The organism is Microtetraspora malaysiensis (assembly GCF_001528665.1).
GTDB classification, from domain to species: domain Bacteria; phylum Actinomycetota; class Actinomycetes; order Streptosporangiales; family Streptosporangiaceae; genus Microtetraspora_A; species Microtetraspora_A malaysiensis.
In genome coordinates this window covers 477239-494221 of the sequence record NZ_BBYJ01000007.1, presented here as the reverse complement: position 1 = coordinate 494221, position 16983 = coordinate 477239, and the positions used below count along the sequence as shown (strand labels likewise).

Here is a 16983-nt window from a genome sequence, read left to right as displayed (position 1 = left end):
CCCTCGGGTGCTTGACTCGCACGTATGGAGCTGACGTACGAGCGCCGGGGGACGGGGCCGCCTCTCGTCCTGCTGCACGGCATCGGGCACCACTGGCAGGCGTGGCTGCCGGTCATGGATCTGCTCGCGGAGCGGCACGATGTGATCGCCGTCGACTTTCCCGGGTTCGGCGCGTCGCCGCCGTTCCCGCCGGAAACGCCGTACAACGCGGAGACGGCCGCGTTCGCGATCGAGGAGTTCTGCGACAAGCTCGGCATCTCGCAGCCGCATGTCGCGGGCAACTCGCTGGGCGGTTACGTGGCGCTCGACATGGCCTCGCGCGGTGTCGTCCGCAGCGCCGTCGCGCTGTCTCCCGCCGGGTTCTGGTCCCGCACCGAACTGCTGTACGCGCGCACGGCGTTGCGGGCGTTGCGGAAGGCGGCGCGCAGCACGTCGGAGGGGACGGCCGCGGCGTTGATGTCGTCGGCCCTCGGGCGGGCGGCCTCCTTGTGGCTGCTCGTGGCCGACCCGACCAGGATTCCCGACGAGGAGATCCTGCTCGGCACGGAGGCGCTGCGGAACGCCGCGGGTTTCGACGAGATGCTGAACTGCTTCGCGTGGCTGGCCCCGCCCCCGCCGCCGAAGGCGCCGATCACGATCGCCTGGGGCGACCGCGATCGGCTCCTGCCGCGCCGTCAGGCCGTACGCGCCGGGCGGTGGGCGCAGCAGCGGGCCAAGCTGCTGGCGGGCTGCGGCCACGTGCCGATGAGCGACGATCCCGCGCTGGTCGCCCGGGTCATCCTGGAGACCACGGGCGGCTGACCGCTGCCCCGGCCGGAGTCCCGCTGACCTCGGCGTATGGCCCGAACCGCCGGGCCGACGTCGGTTTACCCCCGCACACGCGGAGAATCCGCCGCATACTGGTCGGCATGGACCCCGGACTCATCCTGCTGGTCTTCCTGGCCTTCCTGTTCGCCTGGTTGCTCAACAAGGTGCGCAGGTTCTTCCGGCTCGGCGCAGTCGGATACGCGGGCGTGATGATCGTGTTCGTGATCGCCATGCTGCTCATCTGGGGCCAGCACATGCGCTGAGCCGGTGGACCCCTAGAAGCCGAAGGACCGGCCGATGATCTCCTTCATGATCTCGGTCGTGCCGCCGTAGATGGTCTGCACTCGGCTGTCGAGCCAGGCCTTGGCCACCGGGTACTCCGTCATGTAGCCGTAGCCGCCGTGGAGCTGCAGGCAGCGGTCCACGACCTTGTTCTGCAGCTCGGTGGTCCACCACTTGGCCTTGGCCGCGTCCACGACCGTCAGCTCGCGGCGGTTCAGCACGGTGACGCACTTGTCCACGTAGTGGCGGGCGATCTCGACTTCGGTGGCCAGCTCCGCGAGAACGAACCGGGTGTTCTGGAAGGAGCCGATGCTCCGGCCGAACGCCGTGCGGTTCTTGCAGTACTCGACGGTGGTCTCCAGCACGGCCTCGGCCGAGGCCACCGCGGCGACGGCGATGGACAGGCGCTCCTGCGGCAGGTTGTTCATGAGCTGGACGAAGCCCTGGCCGTCCGCGTCCCCCAGCCGGTTGGCGACGGGGACCCGGACGTTGTCGAAGAACAGCTCGGCGGTGTCCTGCGCGTGCATGCCGATCTTGTCGAGGTTGCGGCCCCGGGTGAAGCCCTCCATGCCCCGTTCGACCACGAACAGGGTGGTGCCACGGGCCCCGGCCGCCGGATCCGTCTTGGTCACGACCACGACAAGGTCCGAGTTGATGCCGTTGGTGATGAACGTCTTCTGCCCGTTGACCACGTAGTGGTCGCCGTCGCGTACGGCGGTGGTGCGGATGCCCTGCAGATCGCTGCCCGCGCCCGGCTCGGTCATGGCGACCGCGGTGATCAGCTCGCCCGACACGAACCCGGGCAGCCAGCGCTCCTTCTGCTCGTCGTCGGTCAGATCGACGAAGTACGGCGCCATGACGTCGTTGTGGAGGGAGAACCCGAGGCCGCTCGCGCCGGCCCTGATGATCTCCTCGACGACCACGGCGTTGTAGCGGAAGTCGGTGATGCCGGATCCGCCGTACTGCTCGGGGACGGAGAAGCCGAACATGCCGATCTCGCCCGCCTTCTTCCAGACCTCGCGCGGGACGATGCCGTCCTTCTCCCACTGGGGATGGTGCGGCACCACCTCGCGGGCCAGGAACTCGCGGACGGTCTGGCGGAAGAGGAGGTGCTCGTCCTCGAAGAGGTCTCGCTGCATCGGACACGCCTTCCGGGCCGGGGGACATCTCGCCCGACCAGAATACGATTCTGTTACTCGGAGGTATACCGGCCGGACGTGTCCCGGGTCACCCGGCGGGCGGGGGTACGGGCGATCGTGGGGGCGCCGACGGCGTCGCAAATCGGGCGGATGGCGGGTCAAAGGGAACGCTGGGTTACAAATACGCCACCTTTCCGCTTTTCGCCCTCCTGGGGGATTGGTGAAACCCATAAGATCTACCCTCGGTTTGCTATGGCCGCACGGAATGCGGCTTTCGTGATCGGAGCATGCGGTGAATCGCTGGGGAACGGGTCTCCGGAGGACTGTGGCCGCCTCGGTCCTGGGCTTGGCGGGTGCGGCGGCCATCGTGGTCCCGTCTCTCTCGGCAGGCGCGAGCACCGCCGAGCTGGTCGTGGACTACGCCTGCGCCGGTGGGATCGCGCAGTCGGGCTCAGGTACGGTGCGTCTCCGGACGAAGGTCACTGTTCCGACCGTGGTGAACGTCGGAGCCCCGCTCAACGTCGGGTGGGAGCTGAACTACCGGGACGTCACCCGCTTCGGGGCGCCCGCGCGGCTCCCCCAGGGCGGCAAGATCGAGGTGACCGGCAACATCCAGCTCGCGGGCGCGTGGGAAGGCGTCCTCAGGCCCATGGGCAGCGTCGACCAGCCGGACGCCATGGTCAAGGGCAGCCCGCTCGATCTCCCCGAGGGGATCTCCGACTTCGCGCACATCGACCGCGCGGGGACCCTCAAGGTGACCCCGCGCAAGCTGTTCGTGGACTTCCGGCCGCCGGCGTCCGAGGTCATGGTCAACGACGACGACCCGGAGATCCTGTACAGCGACGGCTGGGAGGATCTCAACGACCAGAAGAGCCAGAACAACGACCACCACCTGGACCTGCACCGGACGACGAGCGCGGGCAAGTGGGCGCAGTTCACCTTCACCGGCACGGGCGTGGAGTACGTCGCCCAGAAGGACCAGCGCGCGGGGCCGGTGGACATCCTGATCGACGGCCAGCCCGGGTCGCCGCCGCGGATCGATCCCTCGAAGAACGACGACGGAAGCACGGTGAACGACGCCAACAAGGGCGGGCAGACCCTGTGGCGCTTCCGCGGCCTCCCGTACGGCGAGCACAAGATTGAGATCAGGAGCGTCGAGGACGGCAAGTGGACCCAGCTCGACGCGTTCCGGGTGATCACCAGGGAACTGGTCAACCCGCCGAAGGACTACCGGGCCGAGTGCACCCTGGTCAGCGCGCCGGTCTCGGTGAACGTCACCATCAGTGACCCCGCGACGGAGCAGCCGTCTCCCGGGGGTTCGAGCTCGGGGGACCCGTCCAGCACCTCCAACCCGTCGGGGGAGCCGTCATCCAGCCCGTCGGGAGGATCGTCGGGGCCGGTGACGTCGCCGCCTCCGGGGGGCTCCACTCCGACTCCCACTCCCAGCAAGAGTCCGGGCGGCAGTTCTTCCCCCACTCCTTCGCAGAGCAAGCTGACGAGCGTGGTCGTTATCGGCAGCCCGACGCCGACGATCACCACGACGATCACGCTGCCCGCGAGCACGCCGACCTCGCCCCAGGTGAAGGTCACGCCGAAGGGCGGAGCCCAGACCGGAGAGGCGCCGGAGACGCCGCGTTCCCCCGCGGCGCTGCTCATCGGCTCCGGCGGCGCCATGGTTTTCGGGGGCGTTTTCAGCGGTGTCGTGCTTCTGCGCAGGCGCGCGGCGCACGCCAATGACCGGTCGCGGACGGTTTGAGGGGATTGACGGCGATGAACTCGACTCCTGACGCGCACGACGACACGCCCCAGGCCGACGGCGACGCCGCGCAGACCCGCGCGGGGCAGCCGGACCCGGCCGCCGACAGCGGTGCGACCGATCCGGCGGCGGTGACCGCCTCGGTGCCCGCGGCGGCACCGGTTCCCGGCGCCATGCCGGCTCCCGCGGCTGCTCCGGCCCCTGCGGCTGCTCCGGCTCCTGTGGCCGCTCCGGCTCCGAAGGCGCGCAAGCCGCTGCCCCAGCCCGTGCTCGCCACGCTGCTGGTCGGCGGGTCGTTCGGCGGCATCGCGGCCATCATGGCCGGGCTGCTCGCCGTGCTGTCGCCCACGCAGGAGGAGGTGGAGACCGCGAGGCCGGTCCCGGGCGAGGTGGTCGCCCTGCAGGGGGCCGGGTCGTTCCTGCCGCCGACCGTGGGTCCCGGCGGTCCGGGGACGTCGCTGACCGCCGCGGCGCCGACCGCGCCCCCGCCGCTGCCCGCGCTCCAGCCGTTGCCTCCGCTGACGATCACGACGACCACGACCTCGTCGTCGTCCTCGTCCCCGGCGAAGACCGGCAAGGCGGCGTCGGCCAAGCCGGTCAGGATCCGCATCCCGTCGATCGGCGTCAACGCCGCGCTCGGCTCGGTGGGTGTGCTGAAGTCGGGCGAGATCCAGACGCCGTCGCTGAGCCGCCCCAAGATCGCCGCGTGGTACCGGCTTGGGCCCGCCCCCGGAGAGCTCGGACCGTCGGTGATCCTCGGCCACGTGAACACCCGTTCCGGCGCGGCCGTCTTCAGCCGGCTCCGCGAGCTCCGGCGCGGCAACAAGATCGAGGTCCGCCGCGCGGACGGCAAGAGCGCGATCTTCACGGTGGACGGCGTCGAGCAGGTGGGCAAGACGACGTTCCCGACGAACCGGGTGTATGGCAACATCGCCACGTCCGGGCTCCGGTTGATCACCTGTGGCGGCGTCTACAACGCCAAGAACCACAGCTACACGGACAACATCGTGGTGTACGCGACCATGACCGGCACCCGCAACGCGAAATAGCGGGCGGTGGGCTCCGAGACCTCCGCGCCGCCCGCCAAGGGGGACGGCGCGGGTCTTCCGGTGGCCTTCCCAGCCCTCGCAGCTACGGGCGGCCTTGGAGTTGCGAATCTCGGTGAGAGCCGCTCGTGTGGCGAACCACGGTTGGTTCTCGCAGGCGTGAATCAGCCACGGTGTAGCACCACATAGCCTTCACTCTTGAAGACGACCTGGTAGCCGAGGCCGATCAGCTCGTCCACCCGCTGCTGCTGTCTCTCCGTCGAGCCCCACGGGTAAGCGAGCCGGACGGCGTCGGCCACGATCCATGGGGCCTTGGGGGGTTTGTCCTCCCACAGCAGGACCGTTGTCCGGGCGGACAGGTGAGGCCCGACGTGGTTGACGGCCTCGACGACCACCCCGGACGGGACGGCCGTGACCGCCTGCTCCGCAGCGGCCACATCGGGGTGCTTTTCATAAAAGTCCGGCCTGACGAGCTGGTCGAACGGGAACCGGGGCACCAGCGTGAGTGCGATCGCGCAGGCGCCCGCCGCCCACATCAGTGACGCGGTCCGTTCGCCGAGGCCGGGCTGGCGGCGCCGTGACCAACGGATCAGCCTGGAGGCCCCGTCGACCCCCGCGCACAGCAGAACGATCACTGTGAAGGCGCTGTGATGGAAGTCGGTGACCCACCAGTGCAAGCGGTCCGACAGCATGCGCTCCAGGAGATGCGGCAGGGCCATCAGCATCAGAGGGGAGAACAGGCAGGTCAGCAGGACGGGCCATAGCAGGAGCGCCAGCGTGTCGACCTTGATCTCAGGGGTGAAGAAGGTGCCGAGGATGCTGAGCGGATCGGTGAGCGCCTTGACGGCCACGGTCGACACGCTGTTCCCGAGCTGCCCGTAAGCCCAGTACATGCCGGGGTCGCCGCCGACGGACGGTATGAAGATGCTGCGGGCGAGGCCGGTGTAGAGCATGCCGATGCCCATGTACAGGATCCCGGTGTAGCGCTGGCCCTGTAGTGCGACGTATCCACCGAAGCCGACGACCATGAGCCCCATGTCCTCTTTGACGAGCAGCAGTGCCACTGCGGCAAACGCGGTGGCTGTGTATCTGCCCGCGTTGAACCGTTCGATCATGACGGCGGTGAGCAGTGGGGCGAAAGCGACCTCGTGGAAGTCGAAGTTCACCGCCTGGGCGACGGGCCAGGAGACGGCGTAGGCGACGACGACAAGATAGGCGGAGCCGGTGCCGAGCACGCGTCGGGTGAACAGCCACAGGGGTGGTATCGCCAGTGCGAACAGAACGGCCTGGGCCACGATGAGGGTCTCGGGTCCATCATGTAGCCAGTACAGCGGGGCCAGGACCGCCAGGATGGGGGAGAAGTGCTCGCCCAGTTGCACGAAATCCATGCCCCGGTCCAGCGTCTCGCCGCGCAGCGGGCTCGTTGGCGTGCTGAACGAGGCGAATCCCCGCACCATCTGGTCGAACAGCGTCAGGTCCAAACTGGTCGCCCGGTACAGATGGAACCTGACCAGCCCCAGAAGGCAGTAGACGCCTGTGGCGGCGAGGACGATGGCCGTCAAGGCGATCACGTGCCGCGAGCGCGTCGTCGACAGGAGTGCCGCGGCGGCGGCACGTAGGGCTTTGGCCCGGAGGCGCCGCGAAGTACCGGCTGCCTGCGCCGTGCGCTTCGTGGCGCTGGGCGGTAAGCCCATGTGTGATCCTCTCCCTGAGGCGCTCGATCCGGGAAGGTGCCGCGGGTGGAGCCGGCGGTGGTGACGCACGGTCAAGGCCGATGGCACTCGTTCCGCGAGGCCGACCAAAGCTAGCACCTCGGATATTGCCATGAAAGCGCCAAATCGGACGCCTGATGGGAAGTGGTTGGTCGCAGTCAGCGCCGGTGATTCCCCCCTTTGGGGGCGTCTGGGAAGGCTGTCCCATCGGGGTGTCGACGACGCGGCCGGGGTGATCTCGGGCGAGCTCCTCTTCGGCGCGACGAGTCGGCACCTCGATCGCCCCACGCAACGTCGAACAGGCCCACCTCGGCCCCCTGCCGATCCGCCGGTGCGAGGGTACGCGCACTTCTCGGGGCCAGGGAGCCCCGTGCTCGGCATGTTCACCGCCCGGGTCGACGAGCTGCTTCAGCAGGGCTACCAGGCGGTTTTCGACCGTGAGGGGTACATGGTGCTGCGCCGTACCGGTCAGTGAGGCTTCCAGGTTCTCCGGGCTTTCTTGACTCTGTTTTGCTACATATGAGGCGATTCCCAGACAGAGTTCATAAGATCTCTACCTAACTGAGACACAAGCGCGGAATCCTGGTACGCCTGGTAAAGCCCCGACCGAAACCGACCACGGGAGTGAAGGAAGTGCTGAAGTCAAAGGCACGGCGTCGTATCGCCACGAGAGCCGCCGCCGGAGCAGCCAGCGCAGCCGTCCTGATCGGCGTCTTTTCGGCGGTCGGGGCGCTCGCGGACAGCAAGTCTGTGACATACAGCTGCACTCCGTATGTCGACGGTCAGGCGCAGACGGCCGTGACCCATGACTTCACCGTGAACCTGCAGGCGCCGACGTCCGCGACGGTCGGGACGCAGTTCACGGCCACGTTGACCATCACGGCCCTCACGGCTTCCCCGCTGACCGCGCCCGAGGAGATCCCGGCGGGCGCGTGGATCCAGCTGCACCCCACGGTCGTGGCGTCGGTGAGCCCGGATACCGCGACGGCGGCGGTCTCCACGCCCTCGCCTTCCGCCTCGGTGGCGGCCCAGATACCCAAGGAATCTCCGCTCGGGCCGTTGCCCGCGGCGACGCTGACCATCACCCCGTCCGCCGGGGCGTCGTCCATCGTCCTCACGGCCAAGGACTTCGCACTGAACGTGGTGAAGCCCGCCGCGGAAGGAGCGGCCGCCACGCCGGCGAAGCTGTACGAGTGCAAGATCGCGGCGGATGCTCCCTCGAACACTCTTCCTGCATTGGCGACGGTTCAGCTGACGGCGGCCGGGGCTTCCCCATCCGCCTCTCCCTCCGCCTCTCCCTCCGCCTCTCCCTCCGCCTCCCCCTCTGCCTCGCCGAGCCCGACGGAATCCCCGTCGCCGCTGGGAACGCACACCGTCCTCAAGACCGTGACCGCGAAGCCGTCCAAGGACACGCAGGTCAAGAAGACCCCCGGCGGCGGCGCGGCCACCGGGGGCGGCGCGGACGCGGGGCCGGACGGCCGGATGTTCGTGCTCACGGGAACCGCCCTGGTCCTGGCGGCGGCCACCGGAGGGCTCGTGCTGCGGGCCCGGCGGCGCACCGCCGAACGGTGAGGCCCCCGCAGTGACCACACCGCCGCCGGGCCAGTACCCGCCGGGCCAGTACCCGGCGGGGCAGCCGGTGCCGCCCTACGGCGCGCCCGGCCAGCCGCCGCCCGTGTACGGCCAGCCGGTGTTCCACCCGGCCCCGGTCGTGTATCCGCAGGCGTACCAGGAGCCGGAGCCGCAACCGCAGGCGCAGGGCGGCGGCACGGCGGCCATCCGCGGGGTGCTGATCCTGGCCGCGATCGCGGGCATCGTGACCGTGGTCGTCGGCGTGTTCTTCATCATCGGCTCGCCTGAGGAGTACCAGTCGCCGGCCCGGCAGACCTTGAAGATCAGGTCGGACGGCCTGGCCCCCACGGTCGGGCCGGGCGGCACGGACCAGCCGTTGACGCAGGCCGCCGCGACCGCGCCCCCGCCGGTGGCGCCGCTTCCCGCGGCCCCTGCGATGCAACCGTCGTCACCCAAGCGGCTGATCATCCCCAAGATCGGGGTGAGCGCTCCGATCAAGTCCGTCGGCACCGACAAGAGCGGCGCCATCGAGACGCCGCCGATCAACAACCACAACCTCGTCGGCTGGTATCGCGGCGGCCCCACGGCGGGTGAGCCGGGTCCCGCCGTCATGCTGGGCCACAAGGACACCACGACGCGCAGCGCCGTCTTCACCCGGCTGCACGAACTCAGGCACGGCGACACGATCGAGGTCGTCCGGATGGACGGCACGGTGGCGATCTTCACGGTGGGCGGGGTCGAGCAGGCGAACAAGCAGACCTTCCCCACGGACCGGGTCTACGGCTCCCAGGACAACGCCGAGCTGAGGCTGATCACCTGCGGCGGGTCGTACAACCGCAACACGGGCCACTATGTGGACAACGTGATCGTGTACGCCACCATGACGAGCACCCGCTACGCGGAGGACTGAGCGCCGCGGCGCGGGGGCGGCCGACCACGGTCCGCACGGTCCCGGTTCACGGGGGGTCTGCGGCCGTGTGCCGGGTATGGCTTCGGTTAACTCTCATATCGCGGCATACATGGATGAACGTTCTGTTGTAGCCTCCAGATAACCGAACATTGCTCGGTTTCCTGTGGGAGGCACTGTGGCAGAGGCGTACATCGTCGGGGCGGTCCGCACCCCTGTCGGTAAGAAGAAGGGCGGGCTGTCGGCGGTCCACCCCACCGACCTGGCCGCGCACACGCTCCAGGCGCTGGTCGAGCGCACCGGCGTCGACCCGTCCGCCGTCGACGACGTGATCATGGGCTGCGTCATGCAGTTCGGCCCCCAGTCGATGGACATCGCCCGCAACGCCTGGCTGTCGGCCGGTCTGCCGGAGAACGTCGCCGGGGTCACCATCGACCGGCAGTGCGGCTCGTCCCAGCAGGCGATCCACTTCGCCGCGCAGGGTGTCCTGTCCGGCACCCAGGACCTGGTCGTGGCCGCCGGCGTCGAGTCGATGTCGATCGTCCCCATGGGGTCGACCATCACCGCCGCGCTGGAGAAGGGCATGCCGCTCCCGTTCGGCGACAGGTGGGTCGAGCGGTACGGCACGCAGGAGATCTCGCAGTTCCGCGGCGCCGAGCTGATGTGCGAGAAGTGGGACCTGAGCCGCGACGAGCTGGAGCGGTTCGCCTACGAGAGCCACCAGCGTGCCGCCAAGGCCGTCGCCAACGGCTACTTCAAGGAGCAGATCGCCCCCGTCAACGGCGTCGAGGACGACGAGGGCCCCCGGCCGGACACCACCCTGGAGAAGATGGCCGGGCTCAAGACGCTGCGCGAGGGCGGGAGGATCACCGCGGCGACCTCGTCGCAGATCTCCGACGGGTCCGGAGCGGTGCTGATCGCGTCGGAGCGCGCGGTCCGCGAGCACGGCCTGGTGCCCCGGGCCCGCATCGTCACCCTCACGCTCACCGGCGACGACCCGGTGTACATGCTGACCGCGCCCATCCCGGCGACCAAGAAGGCCCTGGCGAAGGCCGGGCTGGGCATCGACGACATCGACGTCGTCGAGATCAACGAGGCGTTCGCCCCGGTGCCGCTCGCATGGCTCAAGGAGATCGGCGCCGACCCGGCCCGGACCAACCCGAACGGCGGCGCCATCGCGCTCGGCCACCCGCTTGGCGGCACCGGCGCGATCCTGATGACGAAGCTGCTCCACGAGCTGGAGCGCACCGGCGGCCGGTACGGCCTGCAGACGATGTGCGAGGGCGGCGGCCAGGCGAACGTGACCATCATCGAGCGTCTCTGACGCCGAAGGCCCGGCGGGTTCTCCCCGGCCGGGCCTGATGAGAGCGATCCGGCCCGGGCGGGGTGACCGCCCGGGCCGGTCCGTGTTTGCGGCGGTTATGACGGAATGGTGCGGTGGACGTCCTTCGCGGTCGACTTCCCCGGGGCGCCGGACGCGATCCACGGACCGTCCGTCGAGGCGTCGAGGATGCCCTCGTCGACGAATGTGTAGCGGCCGGCCAGGATCCGGCGGGCGAGTCGGGTGTCGGCCGTGTCCGAGTTGATCCACAACCGCGCGAACAGCGCGTCCACGCGCAGCCGGGCCTGGCGGCAGAAGGTGTCCGCGATCTCCAGCGCGGCGTTCCCGTGCGTGACCGCGTCCTCCTGGGCGCGGACGCAGGTCGCGGTCATCGCGAACAGCTCGGCGCCGATGTCGACGATCCGCCCCAGGAACCCCTGGCGGTGCTCCAGCTTCCCCTGCCAGCGCGACATGCCGTAGAAGGTGGAGCGGGCGAGCTTGCGGCAGGTCCGCTCGACGTACCTCAGGTGGTGGGCGAGCGGCCCGAACTCGGAGTACGAGTTCGGGAGCTGGCCGGCCCCCGTCACGAGCCCGGGCAGCCACCGGGCGTAGAACCCGCCGGCCCGGGTCGCCGCCCGGCCCTTGGCCCGAAGGTCGGCCTTCGGGTCGATGAGGTCGCCGGCGACCGTCAGGTGGGCGTCCACGGCCTCGCGCGCGATGAGCAGGTGCATGATCTCGGTGGAGCCCTCGAAGATGCGGTTGATGCGCAGGTCCCGCAGCATCTGCTCGGCCGGCACCCCGCGCTCGCCACGGGCCTGGAGTGACTCGGCCGTCTCGTAGCCCCGCCCGCCCCTGATCTGGACGAGGTCGTCCGCGATCTGCCAGGCCATCTCCGAGCCGTACAGCTTGGCCAGGGCGGCCTCGATCCTGATGTCGTTGCGCTCGTCGTCGGCCAGCCGCCCGGCCAGATCCACCACGGCCTCGATGGCGTACGCGGTGGCGGTGATGAAGGAGATCTTGCGACCGACGGCCTCGTGCTCGCCGATCGGTCGGCCCCACTGGACGCGCTCCGCGCCCCACTCGCGGGCGATCTTGGCGGTCCACTTGGCCGCCCCCGCGCACGTCGCGGGCAGCGACAGCCGGCCCGTGTTCAGCGTAGTGAGCGCGATCTTGAGGCCCTGCCCCTCGCGGCCGATGAGGTTCTCCGCCGGGACCCGGACCTTGTGGAAGCGGGTCACGCCGTTCTCGATGCCGCGCAGGCCCATGAACGCGTTCCTGCGCTCGACCGTGATGCCGGGGGAGTCGGCCTCGACGACGAAGGCGGAGATCCGGGCGCCGGTCCTGGCCATGACGACGAGCAGGTCGGCCACGACGCCGTTGGTCGTCCACAGCTTGACGCCGTTGAGAACGTACGCGTCGCCGTCGCGCGTCGCCGTCGTCGCCAGCCGCGCCGGATCCGACCCCACATCCGGCTCGGTCAGGAGAAATGCGGAAATCTCACCCTGCGCGCATCGAGGCAGGAAACGCTCCTTCTGCTCCGGTGTGCCGAAGAGCTTGAGCGGCTGCGGCACGCCGATGGACTGGTGCGCCGACAAGAGCGCCGCGAGCGCGGGAGAGTAAGACGCGACCAGCATCAACGCGCGGCAGTAGTAAAGGTGACTCAGTCCGAGCCCGCCGTACTGCTCGTCGATCGTCATCCCGAAGGCGCCGATTCCGCGCAAGCCCTTGACCACTTCGTCCGGGATGACGGAGGAACGCTCAATGACCGCGGGATCGACGCTGTCGCGCAGAAACGCGGTGAGCGTCTGGAGGAACCGCTCGCCGTTCGTCGTCTGCCGCTCGCTGAGCCGCGGCGCGGGATGGACGAGATCCAGCCGGAAGTCCCCGAGGAACAGTTGCTTGCCGAAGCTCGGCCGGGCCCACTCAGTCTCTCGGGCCTGCTCGGCGACCTCGCGTGCCTTGGCGTATTCGGTCATGCCGACCTCCTGAGGCAGTGGATGCCTTCGTGCTACCCGCGAGTAGCACCAGAAACCCCCAGGAAACGGGCAAGCCCCGGACGGCGGCGGACCGGATTCGTCACGAAACGCCCGATCGTGCGGCCGAGCGTGTGATGGCTAGCCGGGAACGCGGGCGACGCAGAAGACCGTCTGGCCGAACGGGGGCCGGACGAACCGCTCGATGAAGCGCGTGGCCGGGACGACGGTCCGGTCGTAGATCTTGACCAGCCGCGGGTCGGGGTAGCCCACCCCGCCGCGCCGCACCGCGGCCCACCAGGCGATGCCGCCCAGGAAGTTGATCGGCTTGAGCACCTGGGGACGCAGCCCGGCGGCCACCACCGAACGGCCCAGCGTCGCCGGGGTGTAACGGGTGACGTGGCCGACCTTGCGGTCGAATTCGCCGTACAGCTGCATGTATCCGGGCACCCAGATGACGATGCGCCCGCCCGGCTTGGTCACCTTGGCGAGGGAGCGCAGCGCCTCGACGTCCTCCTCGATGTGCTCAAGGACGTTCATCATGATCACCGTGTCGACGGGGTCGTCCAGGGGGATCTCCGTCGGCAGGCCGAACTGGAGGACCGAGATGTCGTCGCGCTCGGTGAAGCGCTGCTTGAGCTGGTCCACGCAGTAGGGGTCGAAGTCGCTCACCACGAGCCGGTCGAGCCGGGGGAGAAACTGCTCCGCGAAGTGCCCAAGACCCGATCCGATCTCCAGCATCGAGCGGCCCACGTGCGGCGCGACCATGTCGAACTCGTACTGCCGGTAGTTCTTGGCCTCGTCCCCACCGAGGTGGTTCTCCAGTGCCTCGTCTCCAGCCGCCGGCTGGACTACCCGGTCATACCCAGACATACAATCCTCGTTCGCGCGTGCTGGCAGTGGCGCAGAGTCTAATGCCCGCCTCGAAGCGGCGATTGCGGTTCCCGCACGGCAACCGGTGAAACGCCCGTTCCCGTGCGCGATGCCGGGGTTACCATTCGTGCACCGGAGCGCCGGGTGCAGTGAAGTCCCCCCACGATTCGAGGCTGCGATGGAGCGACGCGATCTTCCGGCCTTCCTCGGCCGCCGGGCCGAGATCGCACAGATCAGGCGGCTGCTCGGCCGTTCGCGACTGGTGACCCTGACCGGGCTCTCCGGCGTCGGGAAGTCGCGGCTGGCGGAGGAAGCCGCGTGGAGCGTGCGCAAGGCCTTCTCCGGCGGGGTCCACGTCGTGGACGTGTCCCGGGAAGCCGGCCCGGCGGCGCTCGCCCGCACCGCCGTCCAGGCGGTCGGCGCGGGGGACGGCCGCCTCCTGCTCCTCCTCGACGGTGTCGAGCGCCTGGCCGGGCCCTGCGCGGCGCTCGCCGAGTCGCTCCTCAGGAACGCGCCCGGCCTACGCATCCTGGCGACCGGGCGGCGCTCACTCGGCGTCGTGGGAGAGCACCTGCTCCCCGTCGGCCCGCTGCCGCCCGCCGACGCCGTCGCGCTGCTGGCCGGCCGCGCGCCCGGCCGCGGCATCGCGGACGTGAACCGCAAGGCTGCCGCCCGGCTGTGCGAACGGCTCGGCCGGATGCCCTCCGCGATCGAGCTGGCGGCGCGACGGCTGTGCGCCGAACCCGAGCCGGCGATCGAGGACCTGCTCGACGACCCCTTCCACGAGACGGCCGCGCGCGGGGCCCTGGACCGCGCCCTCGAACTGTGCTCGCCGGACGAACGGCATGTGTGGTCGCGGGTCGCCGCGTTCCCCGGCCTGTTCGGCCTGGCCGACGCCGAACGGGTCTGCGCGGACATCCCGCCGCCCGCCGAGCTGCTCGACGCTCTCATCGGCCTGATCGACAAGTCCCTCCTGATCCGAGAGGAGAGTGGCGGCGAGGTCCGCTTCCGCGTGCCGCGGGCGGGCGCCGGGCGGCCGCCGCGCGGTCACAACCGCGACCGGCCCGTCCCCTGCCCGCGCCGTACGTCCGACATGGGCGGCCCGCCGGTGCTGACCCGGCGCGAGCACGAGGTCGCCGAACTCGTCGCGGACGGCTTGTCCAACCGCGAGGTGGCGGAGAAGCTGGTGATCTCGAAACGCACCGCCGAGGCGCACATGGAGCACATCCTGGCCAAGCTCAACTTCTCCTCCCGTACGCAGGTCGCCGCCTGGGTCGTCCGGAGACGGGGAGACCGATGATCGGGAACCTGCCCGCCGAGCCGGCCAGCTTCGTCGGCCGCGCGGACGAGCGGGAGTACGTCGCGGGGCTCCTCGGCCGCGCCCGGCTGGTCACCCTGACCGGCGCTCCGGGAGTCGGCAAGAGCAGGCTGGCCCGCCAGGTCGCAGCCGACGCGTACCGGCGGTTCCCCGACGGCGTCTGGCTGGTGGAGCTCTCCGCGCTCCGCGACCCGCGCGACCTCCTCCCGCACGTCGCCGCGACCCTGGCCGGTCCGGGAGACGGTGAAGATCCCGGCGGCCCCGGCGAGGCGGAGGTCGCCGTGGTGGCCGCGCGCGTCGGCGGCCGGCGGATGCTCCTCGTCCTCGACACCTGTGAGCACCTGCCGGCCGCGTGCGCCGAACTGGCCGGACACCTGCTGGAGCGCTGCCCGGGGCTGCGTGTGCTGACCACCGGCAGAGAGCCCCTCGACGCGCCGGGCGAGCACGTCGTGACCGTCCTCCCGCTCGGCGCCGACGCGGTGACGCTGTTCGCCGACCGGGCCGTGGCCACGGTGCCCGACTTCGTGGTCGATCGCGCCAACCGCGCCCACGTCGTACGGCTCTGCGAGGAGCTCGACGGCGTGCCGCTCGCGATCGAGCTGGCCGCGACCCGGCTGCGGGCGCTGTCCGTCCAGGACATCAGCGCCCGCCTGACCGACCGGTTCCGGCTGCTGAGCCGCGCCGAGTCCGAGACGGGGGAGAGCAGGCACCGCACCCTGCGCACCGCGATCGGCTGGAGCCACGAGCTGTGCGAGCCCCACGAACGGCTGCTGTGGGCCCGGCTTTCGGTGTTCTCCCACGGCTTCGAACGCGAGACGGCCGAGGACGTGTGCGCCGACGGCGCGCTCGCTCGTGACGACGTGTTCGCGCTGCTGGCCCGGCTGGTCGAGAAATCCGTCCTGCTGCGCGAGGGCGACCGCTACCGCCTGCTGCACGCCGTACGCGCCTACGGGGCGGAACGGCTGCGCGAGCTGGGCGAGGAGGAGGCCGTGCGCGACCGCCACCGGGACGCCTACCTGCGGCTCGCGCGCCGCGCGGAGGCGGAGTGGGCCGGGCCGGGACAGGTCGCGTGGGCCCGCCGGATGGCCGATGAGCTGCCGAACTTCCTGGCCGCCCTCGACCACGCCCTCGCCGGAGATCCCCGGGTCGCGGTCGAGCTCGCCGGGACGCTGTGGCCGCTGTGGATCGCCTGCGGCAGTCACCGGGAGGGCCGCCGCTACCTCGACCGGGCGCTCGCCGCGACCGGGCGGCCGACCCCGCACCGCGTCAAGGCGCTCTGGGCCGCCGCGTGGGTGGAGGCCCGCCACTTCGACGTGCACCGGGCCCGTACGCGGATGGAGGAGTGCCGCCGCGGCCCGGGGGCGCACGTGTGGGGCGCCCACGCGGCGGCGGTCCTCGCGTTCGCCGGGGGCGACGACGAGGACGCGGCCCGGCGGCTCGACGGGCTGCTCGCCGCCCGGAGAGGCACCGGCCCGGCCTGGCTCCTCGGCCGCAACCCCGCCTGCGTCCTCAGCCAGGCGGGCCTCGCCCTGGCCAGGTCCGGCGGCGTACGGGCCAAGGAGGTGCTCGACGACGCGGTGTGGCGCGGCACGCTCAACGGCGACTGCTGGAGCCGCTCCGTCGCCAACCAGGGCCTGGCCGTACTCGCCTGGGAGAACGGCGACCTGGCCGAGGCCGAGGAGCGCAACCACGAGGCACTCCGGCTCGGTCGCGACCTCGGCGACCTGGCCGGCGCGCTCGCCGGGTTCGAGATCCAGGCGTGGCTCGCCGCCGCCACGGGCAGGGGAGGACTCGCCGCGACGCTGCTGGGAGCGGTCGAGGGGCTCGGCGCCCAGGCCGGCATCCGGCTGGACGAGGCGCCCTACTGGGGTGCCCGCCACTCCACCTGTGCCGAGATCGCGCGCGGCCTCGCCGGCGGCCCCACGTTCCGTACGGCTCTCGCCGAAGGGGCCGGCCTCGACCTGGACGCGGTCTACCGGCGGGCGCTCGGAGACCCGCCGAAGGAGGGCGCCTGCCTCACACCGCGGGAGTTCCAGGTGGCCGAGCTGATCGCGGACGGCCTGTCGAACCGGGAGCTCGCGGAACGACTGATGATCGCCGAACGTACGGCCGACACCCACGTGGAGAACATCCTGGCCAAGCTGCGCATGTCGTCCCGCGTGCAGATCGCCGCCTGGGTGGCGGTGCGGCGCTCCACCCCCACCAGGCCCACATCGGAGAAGGGATCGGGCATCCTCCCGATGTAACACACGGCGATCATTCAGATACTTATCGTGT

General features: G+C 70.7%; 13 protein-coding genes. 9 read left to right on the top strand and 4 right to left on the bottom strand.

Annotation, left to right across the window (positions count from 1 at the left end):
• Positions 1-24: 24 nt before the first annotated feature.
• Together AWQ71_RS10045 and AWQ71_RS42590 are read left to right on the top strand one after the other, a co-directional pair.
• Positions 25-801, top strand: coding sequence for an alpha/beta fold hydrolase (locus AWQ71_RS10045; protein WP_067130160.1), 777 nt, complete (start codon positions 25-27; stop codon positions 799-801).
• 107 nt (positions 802-908) lie between these two features.
• The gene (locus AWQ71_RS42590; RefSeq protein WP_169806534.1) at positions 909-1070 is read left to right on the top strand and encodes a hypothetical protein; all 162 of its coding nucleotides are present in this window, start codon (positions 909-911) and stop codon (positions 1068-1070) included.
• 12 nt (positions 1071-1082) lie between these two features.
• Here the strand turns inward: AWQ71_RS42590 and AWQ71_RS10040 are convergent, their stop codons facing one another.
• Positions 1083-2228, bottom strand: coding sequence for an acyl-CoA dehydrogenase family protein (locus tag AWQ71_RS10040; protein ID WP_067130157.1), 1146 nt, complete (start codon positions 2226-2228; stop codon positions 1083-1085).
• Positions 2229-2553: 325 nt separating this feature from the next.
• Here AWQ71_RS10040 and AWQ71_RS10035 point away from each other — a divergent pair, with 325 nt between their 5' ends.
• Positions 2554-3984, top strand: coding sequence for a hypothetical protein (locus AWQ71_RS10035; protein WP_067130154.1), 1431 nt, complete (start codon positions 2554-2556; stop codon positions 3982-3984).
• 14 nt (positions 3985-3998) lie between these two features.
• The gene (locus tag AWQ71_RS10030) at positions 3999-5033 is read left to right on the top strand and encodes a class F sortase (protein WP_067130151.1); all 1035 of its coding nucleotides are present in this window, start codon (positions 3999-4001) and stop codon (positions 5031-5033) included.
• Positions 5034-5194: 161 nt separating this feature from the next.
• Here AWQ71_RS10030 and AWQ71_RS10025 read toward each other — a convergent pair whose 3' ends face one another.
• On the bottom strand, positions 5195-6601 hold the full coding sequence (locus AWQ71_RS10025; protein ID WP_245658197.1) for a DUF2079 domain-containing protein: 1407 nt from the start codon (positions 6599-6601) through the stop codon (positions 5195-5197).
• Between the two features lie 939 nt (positions 6602-7540).
• On the opposite strand from AWQ71_RS10025, the gene AWQ71_RS41490 reads away from it, so the two are divergent.
• The 3 genes from AWQ71_RS41490 to AWQ71_RS10005 all read left to right on the top strand — a co-directional run bounded on the left by AWQ71_RS41490 (position 7541) and on the right by AWQ71_RS10005 (position 10545).
• Positions 7541-8314, top strand: a complete 774-nt coding sequence (locus AWQ71_RS41490; RefSeq protein WP_157570264.1) for a hypothetical protein — start codon at positions 7541-7543, stop codon at positions 8312-8314.
• A gap of 10 nt (positions 8315-8324) precedes the next feature.
• Positions 8325-9224, top strand: coding sequence for a class F sortase (locus tag AWQ71_RS10010; RefSeq protein WP_067130142.1), 900 nt, complete (start codon positions 8325-8327; stop codon positions 9222-9224).
• 175 nt (positions 9225-9399) lie between these two features.
• Positions 9400-10545, top strand: coding sequence for an acetyl-CoA C-acetyltransferase (locus tag AWQ71_RS10005; RefSeq protein ID WP_067130139.1), 1146 nt, complete (start codon positions 9400-9402; stop codon positions 10543-10545).
• Positions 10546-10640: 95 nt separating this feature from the next.
• Here AWQ71_RS10005 and AWQ71_RS10000 read toward each other — a convergent pair whose 3' ends face one another.
• A complete protein-coding gene (locus AWQ71_RS10000) occupies positions 10641-12518 on the bottom strand; it encodes an acyl-CoA dehydrogenase family protein (protein WP_067130137.1) in 1878 nt (625 codons plus the stop codon).
• 138 nt (positions 12519-12656) lie between these two features.
• A complete protein-coding gene (locus tag AWQ71_RS09995) occupies positions 12657-13388 on the bottom strand; it encodes a class I SAM-dependent methyltransferase (RefSeq protein ID WP_067130134.1) in 732 nt (243 codons plus the stop codon).
• A gap of 178 nt (positions 13389-13566) precedes the next feature.
• Here AWQ71_RS09995 and AWQ71_RS09990 point away from each other — a divergent pair, with 178 nt between their 5' ends.
• Both AWQ71_RS09990 and AWQ71_RS09985 read left to right on the top strand, forming a co-directional pair.
• Entirely contained in the window at positions 13567-14688 is a 1122-nt protein-coding gene (locus AWQ71_RS09990; RefSeq protein WP_067130131.1) for a LuxR C-terminal-related transcriptional regulator, read from the top strand.
• The gene (locus tag AWQ71_RS09985) at positions 14685-16952 is read left to right on the top strand and encodes an ATP-binding protein (protein ID WP_067130128.1); all 2268 of its coding nucleotides are present in this window, start codon (positions 14685-14687) and stop codon (positions 16950-16952) included. The genes AWQ71_RS09990 and AWQ71_RS09985 overlap by 4 nt, the downstream gene beginning before the upstream one ends.
• The last annotated feature ends 31 nt before the right edge of the window (positions 16953-16983 follow it).

Bases quoted from the DNA above. Each gene is read 5' to 3' on its own strand.
- AWQ71_RS09985 (WP_067130128.1), top strand. From the start codon at position 14,685: ATGATCGGGAACCTGCCCGCCGAGCCGGCCAGCTTCGTCGGCCGCGCG.
- AWQ71_RS10045 (WP_067130160.1), top strand. From the start codon at position 25: ATGGAGCTGACGTACGAGCGCCGGGGGACGGGGCCGCCTCTCGTCCTG.
- AWQ71_RS42590 (WP_169806534.1), top strand. From the start codon at position 909: ATGGACCCCGGACTCATCCTGCTGGTCTTCCTGGCCTTCCTGTTCGCC.
- AWQ71_RS09990 (WP_067130131.1), top strand. From the start codon at position 13,567: ATGGAGCGACGCGATCTTCCGGCCTTCCTCGGCCGCCGGGCCGAGATC.
- AWQ71_RS10000 (WP_067130137.1), bottom strand. From the start codon at position 12,518: ATGACCGAATACGCCAAGGCACGCGAGGTCGCCGAGCAGGCCCGAGAG.
- AWQ71_RS10040 (WP_067130157.1), bottom strand. From the start codon at position 2,228: ATGCAGCGAGACCTCTTCGAGGACGAGCACCTCCTCTTCCGCCAGACC.
- AWQ71_RS10030 (WP_067130151.1), top strand. From the start codon at position 3,999: ATGAACTCGACTCCTGACGCGCACGACGACACGCCCCAGGCCGACGGC.
- AWQ71_RS09995 (WP_067130134.1), bottom strand. From the start codon at position 13,388: ATGTCTGGGTATGACCGGGTAGTCCAGCCGGCGGCTGGAGACGAGGCA.